The sequence below is a fragment of the Shewanella sp. SM68 genome (assembly GCF_025653925.1).
Classification (GTDB): domain Bacteria; phylum Pseudomonadota; class Gammaproteobacteria; order Enterobacterales; family Shewanellaceae; genus Shewanella; species Shewanella oncorhynchi.
Genome location: NZ_JAKKRU010000011.1, coordinates 111,642 through 127,090 on the forward strand (window position 1 = coordinate 111,642; position 15,449 = coordinate 127,090).

The window sequence follows — 15,449 nt, forward strand, 5'->3', positions numbered from 1 at the left end:
GGTGATCTAGCTCGATCTACCACAATAAAAAGCGTGCCATTCTACTCCAGAGCTGCCTTGGCGCACAGGATTATTTTTGAACACTTATAAAACAATCTGCCAATCCTTGGGTAATTTCCGTCAATCATCCACTGAGTGAAATCCTCTGTAGCCAGAGTTAACGCTCTGTTTAATTGCCATATTCGTAGGAAAAATCCGAGTTAAGCAGCTGAATTTGCTATTTTTCGTATTCAATGTTAGCACTGCTAATGTCGATTTAAGCATCAGCAAAATCGACTTAGATACAGAGAAATTACCACGTGAACACACTGCAATAAATTCTGCGGCACACTTAATCTAACGTTCATGTTGGCGTTTACACCCGATGACATTAAGACTCACTTCATTGTCACGGGATACCTTTTTACGCATCACTGATTTCACTTGGTCTGTGAACAGCAAAGACATTTCGCACATTAGAACGAACTCTTTCCTAATAATATGATAATAAACCACTATTGGATTGATAATGCGTGGCATAGTTGGACAGACTAGCGTGGTTTTATGACAATTATGCGGTGGTAAATAGTCCCGATCGGAGCTGAAAGTATGTGTGAGCTTCACAGAGGCAGTACTTACTGAGACTGTGAAAGCCAAAGCGTTATTGCCATCTCAGTGCCATATAAGCGGTGCATGTTATCGCTGTGCATCCCAGCTTAAGGTTTGCATGAATCAATTCAGTGCGCACCAAAATGGAGTAATGCACCAAAATGCCACAGACAAAAGCACTATTATGGTGCACACGCGAATCCAATTAAGTGCAACAAAGATTTTAAATCATGTTAATCAGTAAGTTAAATTATTGGCATGGATATCGCTTTATAGCTCGTAAGTTTGGCTCAAGATAAATCACTTGAGTTAAAAGATTATAGAAGGGGCATCCCTTTACCCTACCGGAGGCTTGAGAATGTCAGTTGAATCAGTTTTAAAGCAACTTGAAGAATTAGAAGTTAAGTTCGTTGATTTACGTTTTACCGACACTAAAGGTAAAGAGCAGCACGTATCTATTCCTTCTCATCAGGTAGATGCTGATTTCTTCGAAGACGGCAAAATGTTTGACGGTTCTTCTATCGCAGGTTGGAAAGGCATTAACGAATCAGACATGGTACTGATGCCAGATCCAACAACATTCGTACTGGATCCTTTCACCGAAGAAACTACAGCGCTGATCCGTTGTGACATTCTTGAACCCGGTACCATGACAGGTTACGACCGTGACCCACGCTCAATTGCTAAAAAAGCAGAAGCTTACCTGATCTCTACTGGTATCGCTGATACTGTATTGATTGGACCAGAACCAGAATTCTTCCTATTTGACGATGTCCGTTTCGGTACTGACATGTCAGGTTGTTTCGTTAAGATCGACGCTAAAGAAGCGGCTTGGAACTCAGGCACTAGCTACGAAGGCGGCAACACAGGTCACCGTCCATTTGTTAAAGGTGGTTACTTCCCAGTTGCACCGGTTGACTCATCACAAGACCTACGTAGCGCTATGTGTTTAGTGCTCGAAGAAATGGGCCAAGTGGTTGAAGCGCATCACCACGAAGTGGCGACTGCAGGTCAAAACGAAATCGCCACTCGCTTCAACACCTTGACTAAGAAAGCGGATGAAATCCAAATTCTGAAGTACGTAGTGCACAACATGGCACACGCTTACGGTAAGACTGCGACTTTCATGCCTAAACCCATCGTTGGTGACAACGGTAGCGGCATGCACGTTCACCAATCTCTGGCGAAAGACGGTGTTAACTTGTTCGCTGGCGACAAATACGCAGGTTTAAGTGAAACGGCGCTGTACTACATTGGTGGTATCATCAAGCACGCTCGCGCGCTGAACGCTTTCACTAACCCAAGCACTAACTCTTACAAGCGTTTAGTGCCACACTTTGAAGCACCTGTTATGTTGGCCTACTCTGCCCGTAACCGCTCTGCATCAATCCGTATTCCAGTGGTACCAAGCCCTAAAGGCCGTCGTATCGAAGCACGTTTCCCAGATCCACATGCAAACCCATACTTAGGTTTCGCAGCGCTGCTGATGGCGGGTCTTGACGGTATCCAAAACAAGATCCACCCAGGTGAAGCGATGGACAAAGATCTGTACGATCTGCCTCCAGAAGAAGCAGCTGAAATCCCACAAGTGGCAACGTCATTAGAAAACGCCCTTGAAAATCTGCAAGCTGACCATGAGTTCCTGACAAAAGGCGGCGTGTTCAGTGAAGATTTCATCCAATCTTATATCGTACTGAAAACAGCAGAAGCTGAGCGCGTAGCACGTACAACTCACCCACTTGAGTTTGAAATGTACTACAGCCTGTAATGGCTATCGCTATACAACCGGCTCGCTTTATGTAATTGATACAGAAAATATAAAAGCCTCGATAGCAACGCTATCGGGGCTTTTTGTATTTTGAAGGTATATACAACTTTGATTCTGATTCAATCATCGCGTTGTTCTCTAAATAGGCATCATCGCCAACCACTCTTTTATCATTCAGAGAAGGCACGCCAGACACCGCGGCAACAGCAACAATAGAGATAGATGGTTAAAAACCGATCTAAATTAAACGAGGGTGCGGCATAAAACCACCTATATAGTCGGAAGTTAACTACCGCGCCATTATTGTTAAGTGTCCACGCTTTATTCAACTAGGCTGGGGATTGTCAGGGGCAAAATCTACCAGTTGGGCTGGTTCGCCTGACTCAAATGACGCAAATGGTACGCCATCTAACACGCGCTCATTTTTAAATACACGGATTTCAGAATCAGGTAACTGCGTCATCAGCAATGACAAGATAGTGTGCATCTTATCCAATGGGCAATGAAGACGAATACTTGCGCGTAAGCCCATTGTTCGTACATCCGATTGGCAGGCAATAAATGGACGATTCCGCGTTACCTTAATCAAATGACGATGCCCATTTTTTATAGGGCTCTCGTAAGTAGTCTCTATATTTTTAAAACCAGTAAAGAAAAATGCCATCACGGCAAAACTACCTGCACCGACCAAGGCGGCCGGGCCTAAAAAGGCCACCCCGACAATACAAACCACCACTCCAAACCAAGCCAGCCCCCGCACTACCGCGTAGGCTGCATCCGGAATCGCGTCATGATAGGTAGTAACTAAACCCTCAGTGGTGAGCCGATAATGGTACTGTTTGTCGGCCAACCAGAGGTAGCGCATAAATGGCCCAAAAATCATCACTATTATGAGAAAATAATACCATTGCTCAAATCCATACCAGTATGTCACCAACCCAACTAGAGCCGTAATCCCGCACGGAATAAGGACCATGATCCACCCAATGCCATACACAGTCGCTACCTTAATATCCCACTCATAGAGGGTCGGTGCCTCGCGTACCCGCTGCTGACGCAACTGATAGAGCCGGTCTTGCTCCTCTTGGGGTAATTGCAGGTACTCACTGCGCGGCAGGTCTTCATACCGACTGTCGTCCAACGGTTGTGTCTCTTGCTCTGTCGACGCCAACTGCTGCGGCGCTGCTCTCTTATTCATATAGCTATTCCTTTGCTGTGCCCACAGTACTGCATGGTCATCGTTAACCTACCCACACGGCTCGTACTTAATGTCTTCTCACCCTTGACGACCTCGCCGCTAAAGGTCTGTTAGCCTGCATCCAGATAATGGTCGTAATTAGCGCCACCCTAGCACAAACAGACCTGTCAGCATCTTGGTGGTAAAGCTGCCACTGATGGACACCGAATCTCGCGCCAATAATAGGCGCGAGAAAAAACGTTAACTGGGCAGGGGATTCTCAGGGGTAAAATCTGATAGTTGGGCTAGTTTGCCGTCACGGGTGCCAACTTTAGAGAGGCCAACTATTCGTTCATTTTTCAATAAAAAGAGTTCCGACCCCGGTAATTGCTTCATCAGTAGCGACAACACTTTATGCATATCTTCGGGATGGCAATAACAGTCGAGATTTGAATAATATCCGAAATAAAACCTGTCTGTATCACAGGATATATATGGCCTCTTGTGAGTCACTTTTATCATGTGGGGATGTCCACGCTTGATAGCACTTATTGAGGTGGTTTCTACATTTTTAAAACCAGTAAAGAAAAATGCCCCCAGAGCCATTCCGCCTGCACCAATCAGCGCTGCTGGGCCTAAAAAGGCCACCCCAACAATACAAACCACCACCCCAAACCAAGCCAGCCCACGCACTACCGCGTAGGCTGCATCCGGAATCGCGTCATGATAGGTGGTAACTAACCCCTCGGTGGTGAGCCGATAATGGTACTGTTTGTCTGCAAACCAGAGGTAACGAGCAGATAGGCACATAATTAGAGCCATGATGATTAACCCTATACCCAAGCTAGTATCGCCAGATAGCAAATAGCACCCTATAAGTGCTAAGCAACCACACGGGATCAGGAAGGTGAACCAAAATAGACCATAGACAGTCGCCACCCGAATATCCCACTCATAAAGCGTGGGCGCCTCGCACACCCGCTGCTGACGCAACTGATAGAGCCGGTCTTGCTCCTCTTGGGGTAATTGCAGGTACTCAGTGCGCGGCAGGTCTTCATACCGACTGTCGTCCAACGGTTGTGTCTCTTGCTCTGTCGACGCCGACTGCTGCGGCGCTGCTCTCTTATTCATATAGCTATTCCTTTGCTGTACCTACGGACTGCACGGTCATCGTTAACCTACCCACACAGCTCGTACTTAATGTTTTCTCGCCCTTGACGACCTTGCCGCTAAAAAGTCTGTTAGCATCTTGGTGGCAAAGCTGTCACTGATGGACACCGAGTCTCGCGCCAATAACAGGCGCGAGAAAAAACGTTAACTGGGCTGGGTATTGTCAGGGGAAAAATCTGATAGTTGGGCAGGTTTGCCTGACTCAAATGACGCAAATGGTACGCCATCTAACACGCGCTCATTTTTAAATACACGGATTTCAGAATCAGGTAACTGCCTCATCAGCAATGACAAGATAATGTGCATCTTATCCAATGGGCAATGAAGACGAATACTTGCGCGTAAGCCCATTGTTCTTACACCCGATTGGCAGGCAATAAATGGACGATTCCGCGTTACCTTAATCAAATGGCGATGCCCATTTTTTATAGGACTCTCGTAAGTTGTCTCTACATTTTTAAAACCAGTAAAGAAAAATGCCATCACGGCAAAACCACCCGCGCCGACCAAAGCGGCCGGGCCTAACAACGCCACGCCGACGATGCAAACCACTACCCCAAACCAAGCCAGCCCCCGTACTACCGCGTAGGCAGCATCCGGAATCGCGTCATGATAGGTGGTAACTAACCCCTCGGTGGTAAGCCGATAATGGTACTGTTTGTCCGCAAACCAGAGGTAACGAGCAGATAGGCACATAATTAAAGCCATGATGATTAACCCTATACCCAAGCTAGTATCGCCAGATAGCAAATAGCTCCCAATAAGTGCTAAACAGCCACACGGGATCAGGAAGGTTAACCAAAATAGACCATAGACAGTCGCCACCCGAATATCCCACTCATAGAGGGTCGGCGCCTCACGCACGCGCTGCTGACGTAGCTTATTGAGCCGGTCTTGCTCCTCTTGGAGTAATTGCAGGAACTCACTGCGTGGCAAATCTTCATACCGGCTGTCGTTCAACGGTTGTGTGTCTTGCTCTGTCGACGCCGACTGCTGCGGCGCTGCTTTATTGTTCATCCTGTTACCTCTCGGTAGGCTCTACTTGTAGCGTGGTCATCGCCAAGCAGTAAATCCAGCCATCCATTTTAAATCAGCAACATAATATGCTCTCGGCCTACCCTCAAGCGAATATTTACTGAAGCAGTTTTAAGGAAAGTAATAAAAGTAGCTAGATGGCCAGTGAGGGAAGTGGAGACTGATTTTAAAGAGTATGTTCAAAACTCATCTGAGTTCTGCGAGGACACGGCATACAAACCTCCATGATTAATACCAATCCAAAACTATAGTCGCCGTTAACAACTAGGTTATTGAGCTTGGTTGTATCTCGTTTCTGTTGATGAATAATTGACAGATATAATCATATAGTTAGAATGCCAAGCTGTTGAAACAGAACAGGTTGGCGTCAAATGAAACCTGATCTGGTTCCACACCACTAACGCTCTCAGTTGATCAAGTGAGTAGATCATACCGAAGCAATGCAGTTTTTCACATATAAACAATGGAGTGGTTATGCGTTGGTTGACTTGGTTGGTCGTGTGCTGTTCTCTCACGGGATGTGCAACGATAACGTCGAGGATGGGAGAAGATTCAACTTGGGGCCACTCTTTCTCAAGTGTGCAAACGGCTGTTGATAATGGCGAGGAGTGTATGATGATCTCAGCGTTGGCGGCCCCGCCCTTGCTGCTCTTTACCATCCCGCTGACACTCGTTGATATGAGCAGTGCGTTGATCATCGATACTGTTATGCTACCTGCAGATTTAGCGATCACGCCCAGCGATCCCAAGCTCCACACCCCGCGACCTATGGTCTGCCGCTATGACTACAAGATTTAAGCATGATCGCACCCAATAAATAACCTCAAGTTGCCTGTGTGGCGGTGAATTAACGCCGACATACGGGAACGACCATGTCGCGGTTTGCCTCCCAGAGTGTTGTGCCTTGTTAGTTATAATTACGTAGTACAACCTAGCCTAGTAAGCCATTCTAAATCATTTAAGTTAGCGATTTGCTTTAATCACATCAAGTAACAACTTGATATCAGACATATTGTTATAAATATGCGGAGAAATCCGGATCCCCATACTGCGGGCGTCGACACTAATATTCGCGTTCGCCAATGCCGTCATCATTTGATGCTGCTGTTTACCAAACTGCAGAATAAGCGTACCGCTGCGCTTTTCAGTATCCCGCGGCGACACAAACTCATGGTCGAGCTCTTGCGCCACAGCATCAATCAATTGCTGATTGTATTTACGCAGCAACGGAGTACCTAAACCAGCAAAATAATGAATGCTATGGGTGGCAATGGCATAAGGCGCGATTGATGATGTCCCTCCCCAAAAGCGCAGTGCGGAATGCTGGTAACGAAAATCATGGATATCAAATTCGAACGGATTCTCGTGGCTAAACCAACCCACATCTTTAGGCTGACAACTCTCCAATATGGCGGGATTAACCCAAAGATAGGCAGCACCAGGGCCACCGCAGAGCCATTTCACACTCGAACCGATTAAAAAATCGGGTTGTAGGCGCGCGAGATCCAGCGGAATAATCCCCGCCGATTGCGCTACATCCACTAAGCTCAAACAGCCTCGCTCACGGGCTATGGTGAAAATATTGGCTAATGGCGCCTGCTGCCCCGTATTCGAGTAAGCATGGCTGACAAACACCAGATCCACATCGCGGCTGATATGCGCATCCCACACATTAGGGTCGGTGATATCGAGCCCTTTAGGAATAAAGCGTACTTCGCAACTGGCAGGCAACGCTTTTTTAAGGGCAAAACCCATGCTGGGAAAATCAATCTCACTCATTAACACAACGGCGTGTTCGCGGTTCAATCTGTCGAGGGACATGACAATTTTAGTCAGCGCACTGGAAAGATTGACCTGAGGGCAAAAATCCTTTTGGTGGCCGTTAAATAACTTAGATAAAGCAAAGGTAAAATCATCAATCACACCCAACCACTGGCCCCAAGGTTCACGCCCCGACTCCTGCCAAGGCGCAAAAAAGGCTTCTTTAAAGACCTGCTCGGTCGATTTTAATGGCCGGCCAACGGAATGGTTTAATAGATATCCTGGACCTGCTAGGTAAAAGTCCTTTTTAAAATCTTCAAACATAGTGTTATCTCAAACTCTCTTTTAGTTTTTTAATATCACAATAACGAGTCCGAATATCGCTGCGCTGAGCGGCGGCGCGTCTATCTCTGAGTCGCTCCAATGAGCCGAGTAGCACATGCAGTGGCGGACCACTCGCGGTAACCTTAGCTAAATGCTGCTGCTCCATACTTGTCGAAGGCTCAGCAATATATTTAGTTACTAACTCATTATGGTGCTGAATCGCAGTCTCGCCATGTAATTCGCAGACTTCAATGAAGAGTCGCAAGTTTTCTTGATACCAATCTTGGGTTGAGCAGTCTTTGGCCTGCAGGAAGTCATCCATCAAATTCGGCCGACGCATGCACTCGCGCAATATCTGTTGATCCTCCGGCATCATATATAAAAACTTGTCCACCAGCATTTGCGAATAGGATGCTTCGTTTGCAAAACAAAGACCTAGCGTTAAATCGATGACATTAATCCCCGCAAAATCCCCTGCATTGGCGCCGCGATAAATGACCGAGCCCACCCGATAAGGTTTGTAGTAAGGGCGAACACAGTAAAAGAAACGATCCGTATCTAATCGATTGAATAATTGAGTATTCGACTCAATCACATCTTGTAATGCCTGTTTAGCGACTCGCAGTAAATCGTGGCTGATGGGATGGGAAATGCCCAAAGGCTGGATCTTCAATAGCGCATCGGCGGCGCGTTTATAGGCCAAAATGCCTTTAGTGTTGTAATCCACAAACAGCTTTTCGGCGCTCAGATCGGTAAAGCGCTTATAAATGCCATTGTGGGCACGATTGTGCGTGGTTAAATGTGCGGTGGCAAAGCGTGGCGTGACGCCTATTGAAGCGCCAATATGCATGGCGAGCGCAGAAGCCTCAGCTAATGGCGATGTCGTTTCCCGCGAGGGCTCGGTAATTTCATGGCGCCGACAGGCCGCCATATACAAGCCCACATTGCCGAGTAAATCGAAGGCACTGTCGAAACCTTCATCAGTATTCCCCTCATCGAGCAAGGTCTTAATCAACTCTCGCCCTTCGCTCTCCAGCGCCAACTTAGCTTCTGCGCCGATATCGAGCACATTGGCCCGATCTGTTTGTTGGTAGTAAAGCTGTTCTAGCTCGGAATTGAGTTCCACAAAGCGGCTGCGGATCCAATCATCAAAGGCTTCGGTATTAAAGGTGGCAGGTTTCACGGGCTTATCCTTGAGTATTGTTATCGTTCTTTTAAACGGAGTGAGCTCAAAGCGTTAGCCCAATCCGTAAAACTCGTAACCAGAATGCAACTTATCGCCACGTGTTTCTAGCGTTAGGTCAAATTTCCGAAAAAACTAATGCCATTTTTTATTTACACCATGCGCCAGCGCAATTTTTCAAACACTTTTACTCCGCAGAATGTTCCTGAAAACACTCATCACTCAACTAATAGCTAAGCGGTAAGTTCCGCAGAGGTAAATCGGATGATTTTAATGGAATTTATAGTAGTGCTTAGCTGCCTACTGCTAGGTACCCGCTACGGCGGCATGGGACTCGGCCTCATCAGCGGTATTGGCTTATTTCTACTGATTTTTGTTTTCGGTTTAGCGCCGGGACAACCGCCAGTGCAAGTTATGCTAACCATACTTGCAGTCATTGGCTGTGCAGCCGTATTGCAAACCGCGGGTGGATTAGATGTGATGATGCAGTATGCCGAGCGCTTACTGCGCCGTCATCCACAATACATCACGATTCTAGCGCCGCTGACCACGTGGACGCTGACCTTCCTTTGCGGTACTGGCCATGTGGTTTACACCATGTTCCCGATTATTTCCGATATCGCGCTGAAGAAAAATATTCGCCCAGAGCGCCCAATGGCGGTGGCATCTGTCGCTTCACAAATGGCGATTTGTGCTTCGCCCGTGTCGGTAGCTGTGGTGTCTATGGTGTCGATTCTGGCATCACAACAGGGTGTAGGCCGCGCTTACAATCTGCTCGAAATTTTAATGGTGTCAGTGCCAGCATCGCTTTGCGGTGTCATGGCTGCTGCACTTTGGAGTCTGCGTCGTGGTAAAGATTTAGATAAAGACGAAGAGTTTCAAGAACGCATTAAAGACCCAGTCCAAAGAGCCTTTATCTATGACAAAAGCGAAACCCTGTTAAATCAAAAATATCCGAAGGAAGCTTACTGGGCAACGGGGATTTTCTTCACCGCTATCGCTGCTGTGGTACTGTTAGGTTCATTTAGTGAATTGCGTCCCGCCTTTGACGTTAAAGGTAAGTCGACCTTGCTCTCGATGAACTTAGTGATCCAGATGATGATGTTAATTGCAGGTGCTTTTATCCTGATGACCTGTAAAGTCAAACCGACCAACATCTCTAATGGCCCCGTTTTTAAAGCGGGCATGGTGGCAATTTTCTCAGTATTTGGTGTGGCTTGGATGAGTGATACTTTCTTCATCAGCCATATGGATGTACTGCAGGAAAACCTGTCCCATGTAGTACAAAGCCAGCCTTGGACCTATGCCTTAGTGCTGTTTCTCATCTCTAAGCTTGTTAATAGCCAAGCGGCAGCACTCACAGCAATCGCACCTATGGGACTCGCCTTAGGGGTCGATCCAAAACTCTTAATCGCCTTCCTCCCTGCAAGCTACGGTTATTTCGTGCTACCAACCTATCCAAGTGATCTGGCCTGTATCGGCTTTGACCGTTCAGGTACGACTAAAATAGGTAAGTTCATTATTAACCACAGCTTTATCATTCCAGGCTTTATCGGTGTAGCGACAGCATCGGCTGTCGGTTATCTACTCGCAACCGCTTTACTCTAACCTCCACAAATAACAAAGGCCGCAGATGCGGCCTTTGTTTTAGATAACCTTAGATCACCCAAAAGTATTAACCTGTGCCAATATAAAACCCATACCCTAGACGCCCATATTCTTCAGAACATAAAATACGCAGCCCGAAAGTGAGATAAGTATCTTACTCAACAACTCTTTTTAGCTTGCCGTACTAAAGATGATTAGACGCTTATCCATTCTATTAGCTTTTTTCGCGATACTGATGGGGCTCGTATACTGTGCCTACAGTCTGATAACTCGGATTAACTTTAATTCCCACCATCAAGTAGGAGAAGTCATCGACACTCTAAACGGGGTTAATATCTATTATAACGGAGGAGTTAATACCCATTCAGGACGTAACCTATCTATAGATGGTTATAACTTAGGCATTCAATATCAATGTGTTGAATTTGTTAAGCGCTACTTTTACCAACGCTACCAGCATAAAATGCCTGACGCTTTAGGCCATGCTAGAGACTTTTTTGATAACAAGTTAAGCGATGGCATGTGGAATGAAAAACGCGCTATGCAGCAATACACTAATGCGAGTCAGACCAAACCTATGCAGGATGATCTACTCGTGTTTTCTCCATGGATATTTAACCCTTACGGTCACGTTGCAATCATTGCCTCAGTTACCGATAGCAGTATTGAAATTGCCCAACAAAATCCCGGCCCCTTTGGCCCATCACGCGAACGGTTGGCATTAATTCAACAAAACGGCCTCTGGTATATTGATGCGCCTCGAGTAAAAGGTTGGTTAAGATGGCAGGCTCCGGAAATCACAGCATCCCCGATTGCAGAATCCGCAAATACGCCATTCCCCAGTAAGGTTCACTGAGAAATAACAATAATGTCAGTATTAACTTGGATTAAACAACGCCTTGCACGTAATAGTGATAGCCTCAAGCAATCTAGGCCACAAACTGAGTTACGCACTGTTTTTCATCAAACCCAGATGCCCAATATCAGCTTGCCAATCATACAAACCTATCCACTCGTTGTACCTATGAACAGAGAAGATATTTTTGCTTATCAATTGCATTGCTTGCTGACTTACCAAGGGAAAGAGGCCTTAAACACTTTACTTAGCCAGGCAGGCTTTAACACATTGCCCGAGCAAACGGTCAACTTTAACGGTTTTATCGAACACCCAACCCAAGCGACCTGCGTATTGCTGAACCAATATGACGATTTTGCGGGTGTGTGCATAACCTTAGTGACCAATGACAAACCCTTGCTAGAAGCATTAATCAGATTCAAATCCGCCCCGCCCAATCCATGGGAAAGCTTTCCCAATATCGATCCCGATACTCTCGGCAGTCTTCAAGGTAATATCGACTTTTGGTGCAGCTATTTTTGGCGCCCCTATTGGCTATCACTCTCAGAAACTGAGCGCTTGCAATATCCTGAAAGTTGGCGGGAATTTAGCGAGTTTCATTAAAACTTAAGGTACGCAAACACTTAATGCAGGATAAAAAATGAAATTGAAATATGTTGGATTAGCACTGACGTTACTGCTACTTGGTGGTTATCTGATCCCTGAGTCACCCGCGATCCCAGTAAAAGGTGCCAGCAGTAAAGATTGGAACAGCCAAACCTTTTGGTATGAACCTTGGGGTCCATCGGGCGTTCACAAGGGGATAGATATTTTCGCCGCCAAAAACACCGCAGTGATTGCGCCAACGCCTATGCTGATCTTGTATCGAGGTGACTTCTTCAAAGGAGGAAATGTGGTGGTTGGTTTAGGTCCGAAATGGCAAATTCACTACTTTGCCCATTTAGCACAAATTGAATCAGCCACAGGATTGATTGCCTACCAAGGTGACACTTTGGGCACTGTCGGCGATACGGGCAATGCACAAGGTAAACCGCCCCATCTGCACTATTCCATTTTGAGCTTATTACCTAAACCTTGGCTAATGGATACTTCAACCCAAGGTTATAAAAAGGCCTTTTATCAAAACCCTATCGAGTATTTAACTGCACTATAGGCTTAACAACTTACTTTAATCAGCTTATTGGCCAAGCTGAGGTTCTGCGGTTTTTGATGGGGTTTCATGCTCAACTGCCGCAGCTAATGCTTCTCTCTCTGCCTTCGCAATATATTTAGGTTTATTGCTAGATTGCAGTTTGGCATTGGCCTTTTTTGCCTTGCTCTTCAAGGTTTGATTAATCTTCTTTTTACGGTTCATCAGGGCACCAATGCGAGATACGGTATAAAGGGGCGCGATTATAGCCTTCCATCAACACGCCAGACAATCGAAAGCACTAAGGCAAACGCGTAGCCCAATCAAATAATCAAACCTGCGACTAAAGCATAGGTCTCCTAAATCAAAGACAAATGCCAAACAAGGTAATGCCTTACCGACATAAACTCGCACTATATGTATGTCCTTTACGGTAAAACCTCTCGATACCGAGTGCTGTGTCGCAATTTATTCATACTGTCGTCAAATCATGCAATTTCCTGTATGGCGTGACTAGACAAGCTGTAATTCCTCCCCTAAAATCGCGAATAATAAAAATCGTTATCATTTGCAATACAATTTAATGGAATATTAACCTATGCCAAGGGAGCCGGTGTAACAAACTCATTCGCCCTTAGCAGGAAGTTATATGACATTCAAAACCTCGTTTGTTGCTTTAGCCGTATTGGCAGCGTTAACCCAATCCGCTGCGGCCCAAGATGCCACCGACAACAGTCCAAACAACAAAAATAAAGACATAGAAAAAATCACTGTCACCGCGAGTCGAATGGATAAATCTCCCAGCTCGATCCCCAATACTGTCACTATCATCGACCGTGCCCAATTAGAAGAACAGTTCCGCACCACTAAAGATTTATCGACTATTATCGGTAACTTAGCGCCTAGCTTTTCACCGAGCCGCCAGAAGATGAGTAACACAGGTGAAACCCTGCGTGGTCGTCCGCCATTGATTATGATCGACGGCGTACCGCAATCAAACCCACTTCGCAGTGGTGGTAGAGAGGGACAAACCATAGATCCTGCCATGATTGAGCGCATCGAAATCATTCACGGCGCCAATGCCATGCACGGTCTCGGTGCCCAAGGCGGCATCATCAACTACATCACTAAAAAGCCTACAGGCGACAGCGAACAGGTTGCTAGTTTCGATGTCACAGTGCCTGATTCAATGAAATCCAATGGCTTAAGCTTTGGTGCTAGCTATGCGTTTTCTGGCGAATCAGAATTTATCGACATGATAGGTTCGGTTAGCTACCGCAATAATGGCGTCTATTACGATGCTAATCATAACGTAGTGGGTGTCGACACGACTCAAGGCGAGTCGATGGATAGTCAGAGTAAAGACTTCTTCATTAAGCTTGGCCATAACTTCGATGAGTCTCGCCTTGAATTAATGGTTAACCATTACAATGCAGACAACAATGGCGATTGGATGCCCGTTGCAGGTGACAAGCCCAATGGTGTACCCACAGGTGCAGTTAAAGAAACTCAGCCATGGGAAGCCGCCAACAACCAAGTGACCACCACAAGTTTGACTTACACCCACGCCAACATTGGTGGTCAACAACTTAGCCTGCAACTCTTTAATCAAGATTTTAAAGCAGTTTATGGCGGTGGCTGTTTCGATAGCTTCTACGATCCATCCTTCGAAGGCAGCGATCAAGTCATCCAATGCGGTATCGGCAGTAAAGGCGAAAGCTTGTACTACGAGCAATCGCGTAACTCTTCGGTTAAATGGGGTTTAAAAAGCGCCTTGATCGCTAAGGATATTGCCGGCTCAGGAATTGATGCGGCCTACGGTGTCGACCTTTTCCGCGACACCACTGAGCAAGACTTAGTAAAAACGGGCTTTTCATGGGTTCCCGAAAGTACCTATGACAACGTTGCGCCTTACTTACAGTTAGATTATGACTTAATTGAAAATTTAACCTTATCGACTGGTGTTCGTTACGAACATGCCGAGTTAAGTGTCGATGATTACAAAACCCTATGGGGTGCAGGCAATAAGCAAATTGCGGGCGGTTCAGCCACCTTCGATGAAACCTTATTTAACGTCGGTATCTCTTATAAAATCACTCCTGACATTCGTGTTTATACCAGCTATAACCAAGGTTTTGGCATGCCGGATATCGGCCGAATTCTGCGTGATGGTAAAAGCTTCCCCGGCGACAATCCCAGCATAGATGGCTCACTGGCGCTCACACCGATCGTCACAGATAACGTTGAAGTCGGCGCCGATTACCAAGGTAAATACTTAAGCGCTAAGCTAGCTTACTATCGTTCCGCCACTGATTTTGGCTCACGTTTGGCCTTAAATAGTGATGGTTTCTACGACGTGAAGCGCGAAAAGAGTGTGATCGATGGTATTGAAGCCAATGTCACCGCCTACATTACCAGCAATGATGATCTCGGCATGAATATCGCCTTCCAGCAGGGCGAATACGATTCAAATGGTGATAGCCAAGTCGATACCGATCTCGATGGTGCAAATATTTCGCCAAACCGTATCAACCTGTTCTGGACCCATAGCTTCGATAATGAAATGTCGACCCGCGTTCAAGCCAATTACTACATGGACCGCGATTTTAAAAACGCGGCGGGCAATAAGTATGCAGAGTTTGATGGTTACACGACAGTCGATGCTTCCTTCTCAATGCCGCTTTACACTGGCACCCTGAGCCTAGGTTTGCAAAATCTATTTAATAAGGATTATTTCAATTATTACTCACAAACCATGGGTACAAATGATCGTTATTTCAAAGGGATGGGACGTACTGCAACAATAGGCTACACCTTACCTTTCTAAGTGAAAGGCCCATTTTGAAACAT

The 15,449-nt window shown here is 46.1% G+C and carries 13 protein-coding genes; 7 read left to right on the forward strand and 6 right to left on the reverse strand.

Features of this window, described 5'->3' with window-relative positions; translation table 11 throughout:
* The first annotated feature begins 946 nt into the window (after positions 1-946).
* A complete protein-coding gene (gene glnA, locus L5M40_RS17340; RefSeq protein WP_113941334.1) occupies positions 947-2,356 on the forward strand; it encodes a glutamate--ammonia ligase in 1,410 nt (469 codons plus the stop codon).
* A 325-nt stretch (positions 2,357-2,681) separates the two neighbouring features.
* Here glnA and L5M40_RS17345 read toward each other — a convergent pair whose 3' ends face one another.
* From L5M40_RS17345 to L5M40_RS17355, 3 genes are all read right to left on the reverse strand, one after another.
* A complete protein-coding gene (locus L5M40_RS17345) occupies positions 2,682-3,554 on the reverse strand; it encodes a hypothetical protein (RefSeq protein ID WP_263176986.1) in 873 nt (290 codons plus the stop codon).
* 240 nt (positions 3,555-3,794) lie between these two features.
* A complete protein-coding gene (locus tag L5M40_RS17350) occupies positions 3,795-4,664 on the reverse strand; it encodes a hypothetical protein (protein ID WP_263176987.1) in 870 nt (289 codons plus the stop codon).
* 183 nt (positions 4,665-4,847) lie between these two features.
* Entirely contained in the window at positions 4,848-5,720 is an 873-nt protein-coding gene (locus L5M40_RS17355; protein WP_263176988.1) for a hypothetical protein, read from the reverse strand.
* Between the two features lie 558 nt (positions 5,721-6,278).
* On the opposite strand from L5M40_RS17355, the gene L5M40_RS17360 reads away from it, so the two are divergent.
* Positions 6,279-6,536 carry a YceK/YidQ family lipoprotein gene (locus L5M40_RS17360; RefSeq protein WP_261271753.1) on the forward strand — a complete coding sequence of 86 codons (258 nt, stop codon included), beginning with the start codon at positions 6,279-6,281 and terminating at the stop codon, positions 6,534-6,536.
* 165 nt (positions 6,537-6,701) lie between these two features.
* Here the strand turns inward: L5M40_RS17360 and L5M40_RS17365 are convergent, their stop codons facing one another.
* Together L5M40_RS17365 and L5M40_RS17370 are read right to left on the reverse strand one after the other, a co-directional pair.
* Entirely contained in the window at positions 6,702-7,823 is a 1,122-nt protein-coding gene (locus L5M40_RS17365) for an aminotransferase class V-fold PLP-dependent enzyme (RefSeq protein WP_263176989.1), read from the reverse strand.
* A gap of 4 nt (positions 7,824-7,827) precedes the next feature.
* Positions 7,828-9,006: a PrnB family protein gene (locus tag L5M40_RS17370; protein WP_105251111.1), complete on the reverse strand. Its 1,179-nt coding sequence runs from the start codon at positions 9,004-9,006 to the stop codon at positions 7,828-7,830.
* Between the two features lie 264 nt (positions 9,007-9,270).
* Between L5M40_RS17370 and L5M40_RS17375 the strand changes: the two genes are divergently transcribed.
* From L5M40_RS17375 to L5M40_RS17390, 4 genes are all read left to right on the forward strand, one after another.
* Positions 9,271-10,614 carry an anaerobic C4-dicarboxylate transporter gene (locus L5M40_RS17375; protein ID WP_105251110.1) on the forward strand — a complete coding sequence of 448 codons (1,344 nt, stop codon included), beginning with the start codon at positions 9,271-9,273 and terminating at the stop codon, positions 10,612-10,614.
* 235 nt (positions 10,615-10,849) lie between these two features.
* Positions 10,850-11,470: a CHAP domain-containing protein gene (locus tag L5M40_RS17380; protein WP_263256964.1), complete on the forward strand. Its 621-nt coding sequence runs from the start codon at positions 10,850-10,852 to the stop codon at positions 11,468-11,470.
* Between the two features lie 12 nt (positions 11,471-11,482).
* Entirely contained in the window at positions 11,483-12,073 is a 591-nt protein-coding gene (locus tag L5M40_RS17385) for a hypothetical protein (protein ID WP_263176990.1), read from the forward strand.
* A 37-nt stretch (positions 12,074-12,110) separates the two neighbouring features.
* Positions 12,111-12,623, forward strand: a complete 513-nt coding sequence (locus tag L5M40_RS17390; protein WP_168826445.1) for a M23 family metallopeptidase — start codon at positions 12,111-12,113, stop codon at positions 12,621-12,623.
* 24 nt (positions 12,624-12,647) lie between these two features.
* Here the strand turns inward: L5M40_RS17390 and L5M40_RS17395 are convergent, their stop codons facing one another.
* Positions 12,648-12,824: a DUF2986 domain-containing protein gene (locus L5M40_RS17395; protein WP_263176991.1), complete on the reverse strand. Its 177-nt coding sequence runs from the start codon at positions 12,822-12,824 to the stop codon at positions 12,648-12,650.
* Positions 12,825-13,248: 424 nt separating this feature from the next.
* On the opposite strand from L5M40_RS17395, the gene L5M40_RS17400 reads away from it, so the two are divergent.
* On the forward strand, positions 13,249-15,426 hold the full coding sequence (locus L5M40_RS17400) for a TonB-dependent receptor (RefSeq protein ID WP_219251330.1): 2,178 nt from the start codon (positions 13,249-13,251) through the stop codon (positions 15,424-15,426).
* The last annotated feature ends 23 nt before the right edge of the window (positions 15,427-15,449 follow it).

Coding starts and splice junctions, on each gene's coding strand:
- L5M40_RS17365 (WP_263176989.1), bottom strand. CDS start 7,823: ATGTTTGAAGATTTTAAAAAGGACTTTTACCTAGCAGGTCCAGGATAT.
- L5M40_RS17360 (WP_261271753.1), top strand. CDS start 6,279: ATGGGAGAAGATTCAACTTGGGGCCACTCTTTCTCAAGTGTGCAAACG.
- L5M40_RS17385 (WP_263176990.1), top strand. CDS start 11,483: ATGTCAGTATTAACTTGGATTAAACAACGCCTTGCACGTAATAGTGAT.
- L5M40_RS17355 (WP_263176988.1), bottom strand. CDS start 5,720: ATGAACAATAAAGCAGCGCCGCAGCAGTCGGCGTCGACAGAGCAAGAC.
- L5M40_RS17375 (WP_105251110.1), top strand. CDS start 9,271: ATGATTTTAATGGAATTTATAGTAGTGCTTAGCTGCCTACTGCTAGGT.
- L5M40_RS17395 (WP_263176991.1), bottom strand. CDS start 12,824: ATGAACCGTAAAAAGAAGATTAATCAAACCTTGAAGAGCAAGGCAAAA.
- L5M40_RS17380 (WP_263256964.1), top strand. CDS start 10,850: ATGGGGCTCGTATACTGTGCCTACAGTCTGATAACTCGGATTAACTTT.
- L5M40_RS17390 (WP_168826445.1), top strand. CDS start 12,111: ATGAAATTGAAATATGTTGGATTAGCACTGACGTTACTGCTACTTGGT.
- L5M40_RS17345 (WP_263176986.1), bottom strand. CDS start 3,554: ATGAATAAGAGAGCAGCGCCGCAGCAGTTGGCGTCGACAGAGCAAGAG.
- L5M40_RS17350 (WP_263176987.1), bottom strand. CDS start 4,664: ATGAATAAGAGAGCAGCGCCGCAGCAGTCGGCGTCGACAGAGCAAGAG.
- L5M40_RS17400 (WP_219251330.1), top strand. CDS start 13,249: ATGACATTCAAAACCTCGTTTGTTGCTTTAGCCGTATTGGCAGCGTTA.
- glnA (WP_113941334.1), top strand. CDS start 947: ATGTCAGTTGAATCAGTTTTAAAGCAACTTGAAGAATTAGAAGTTAAG.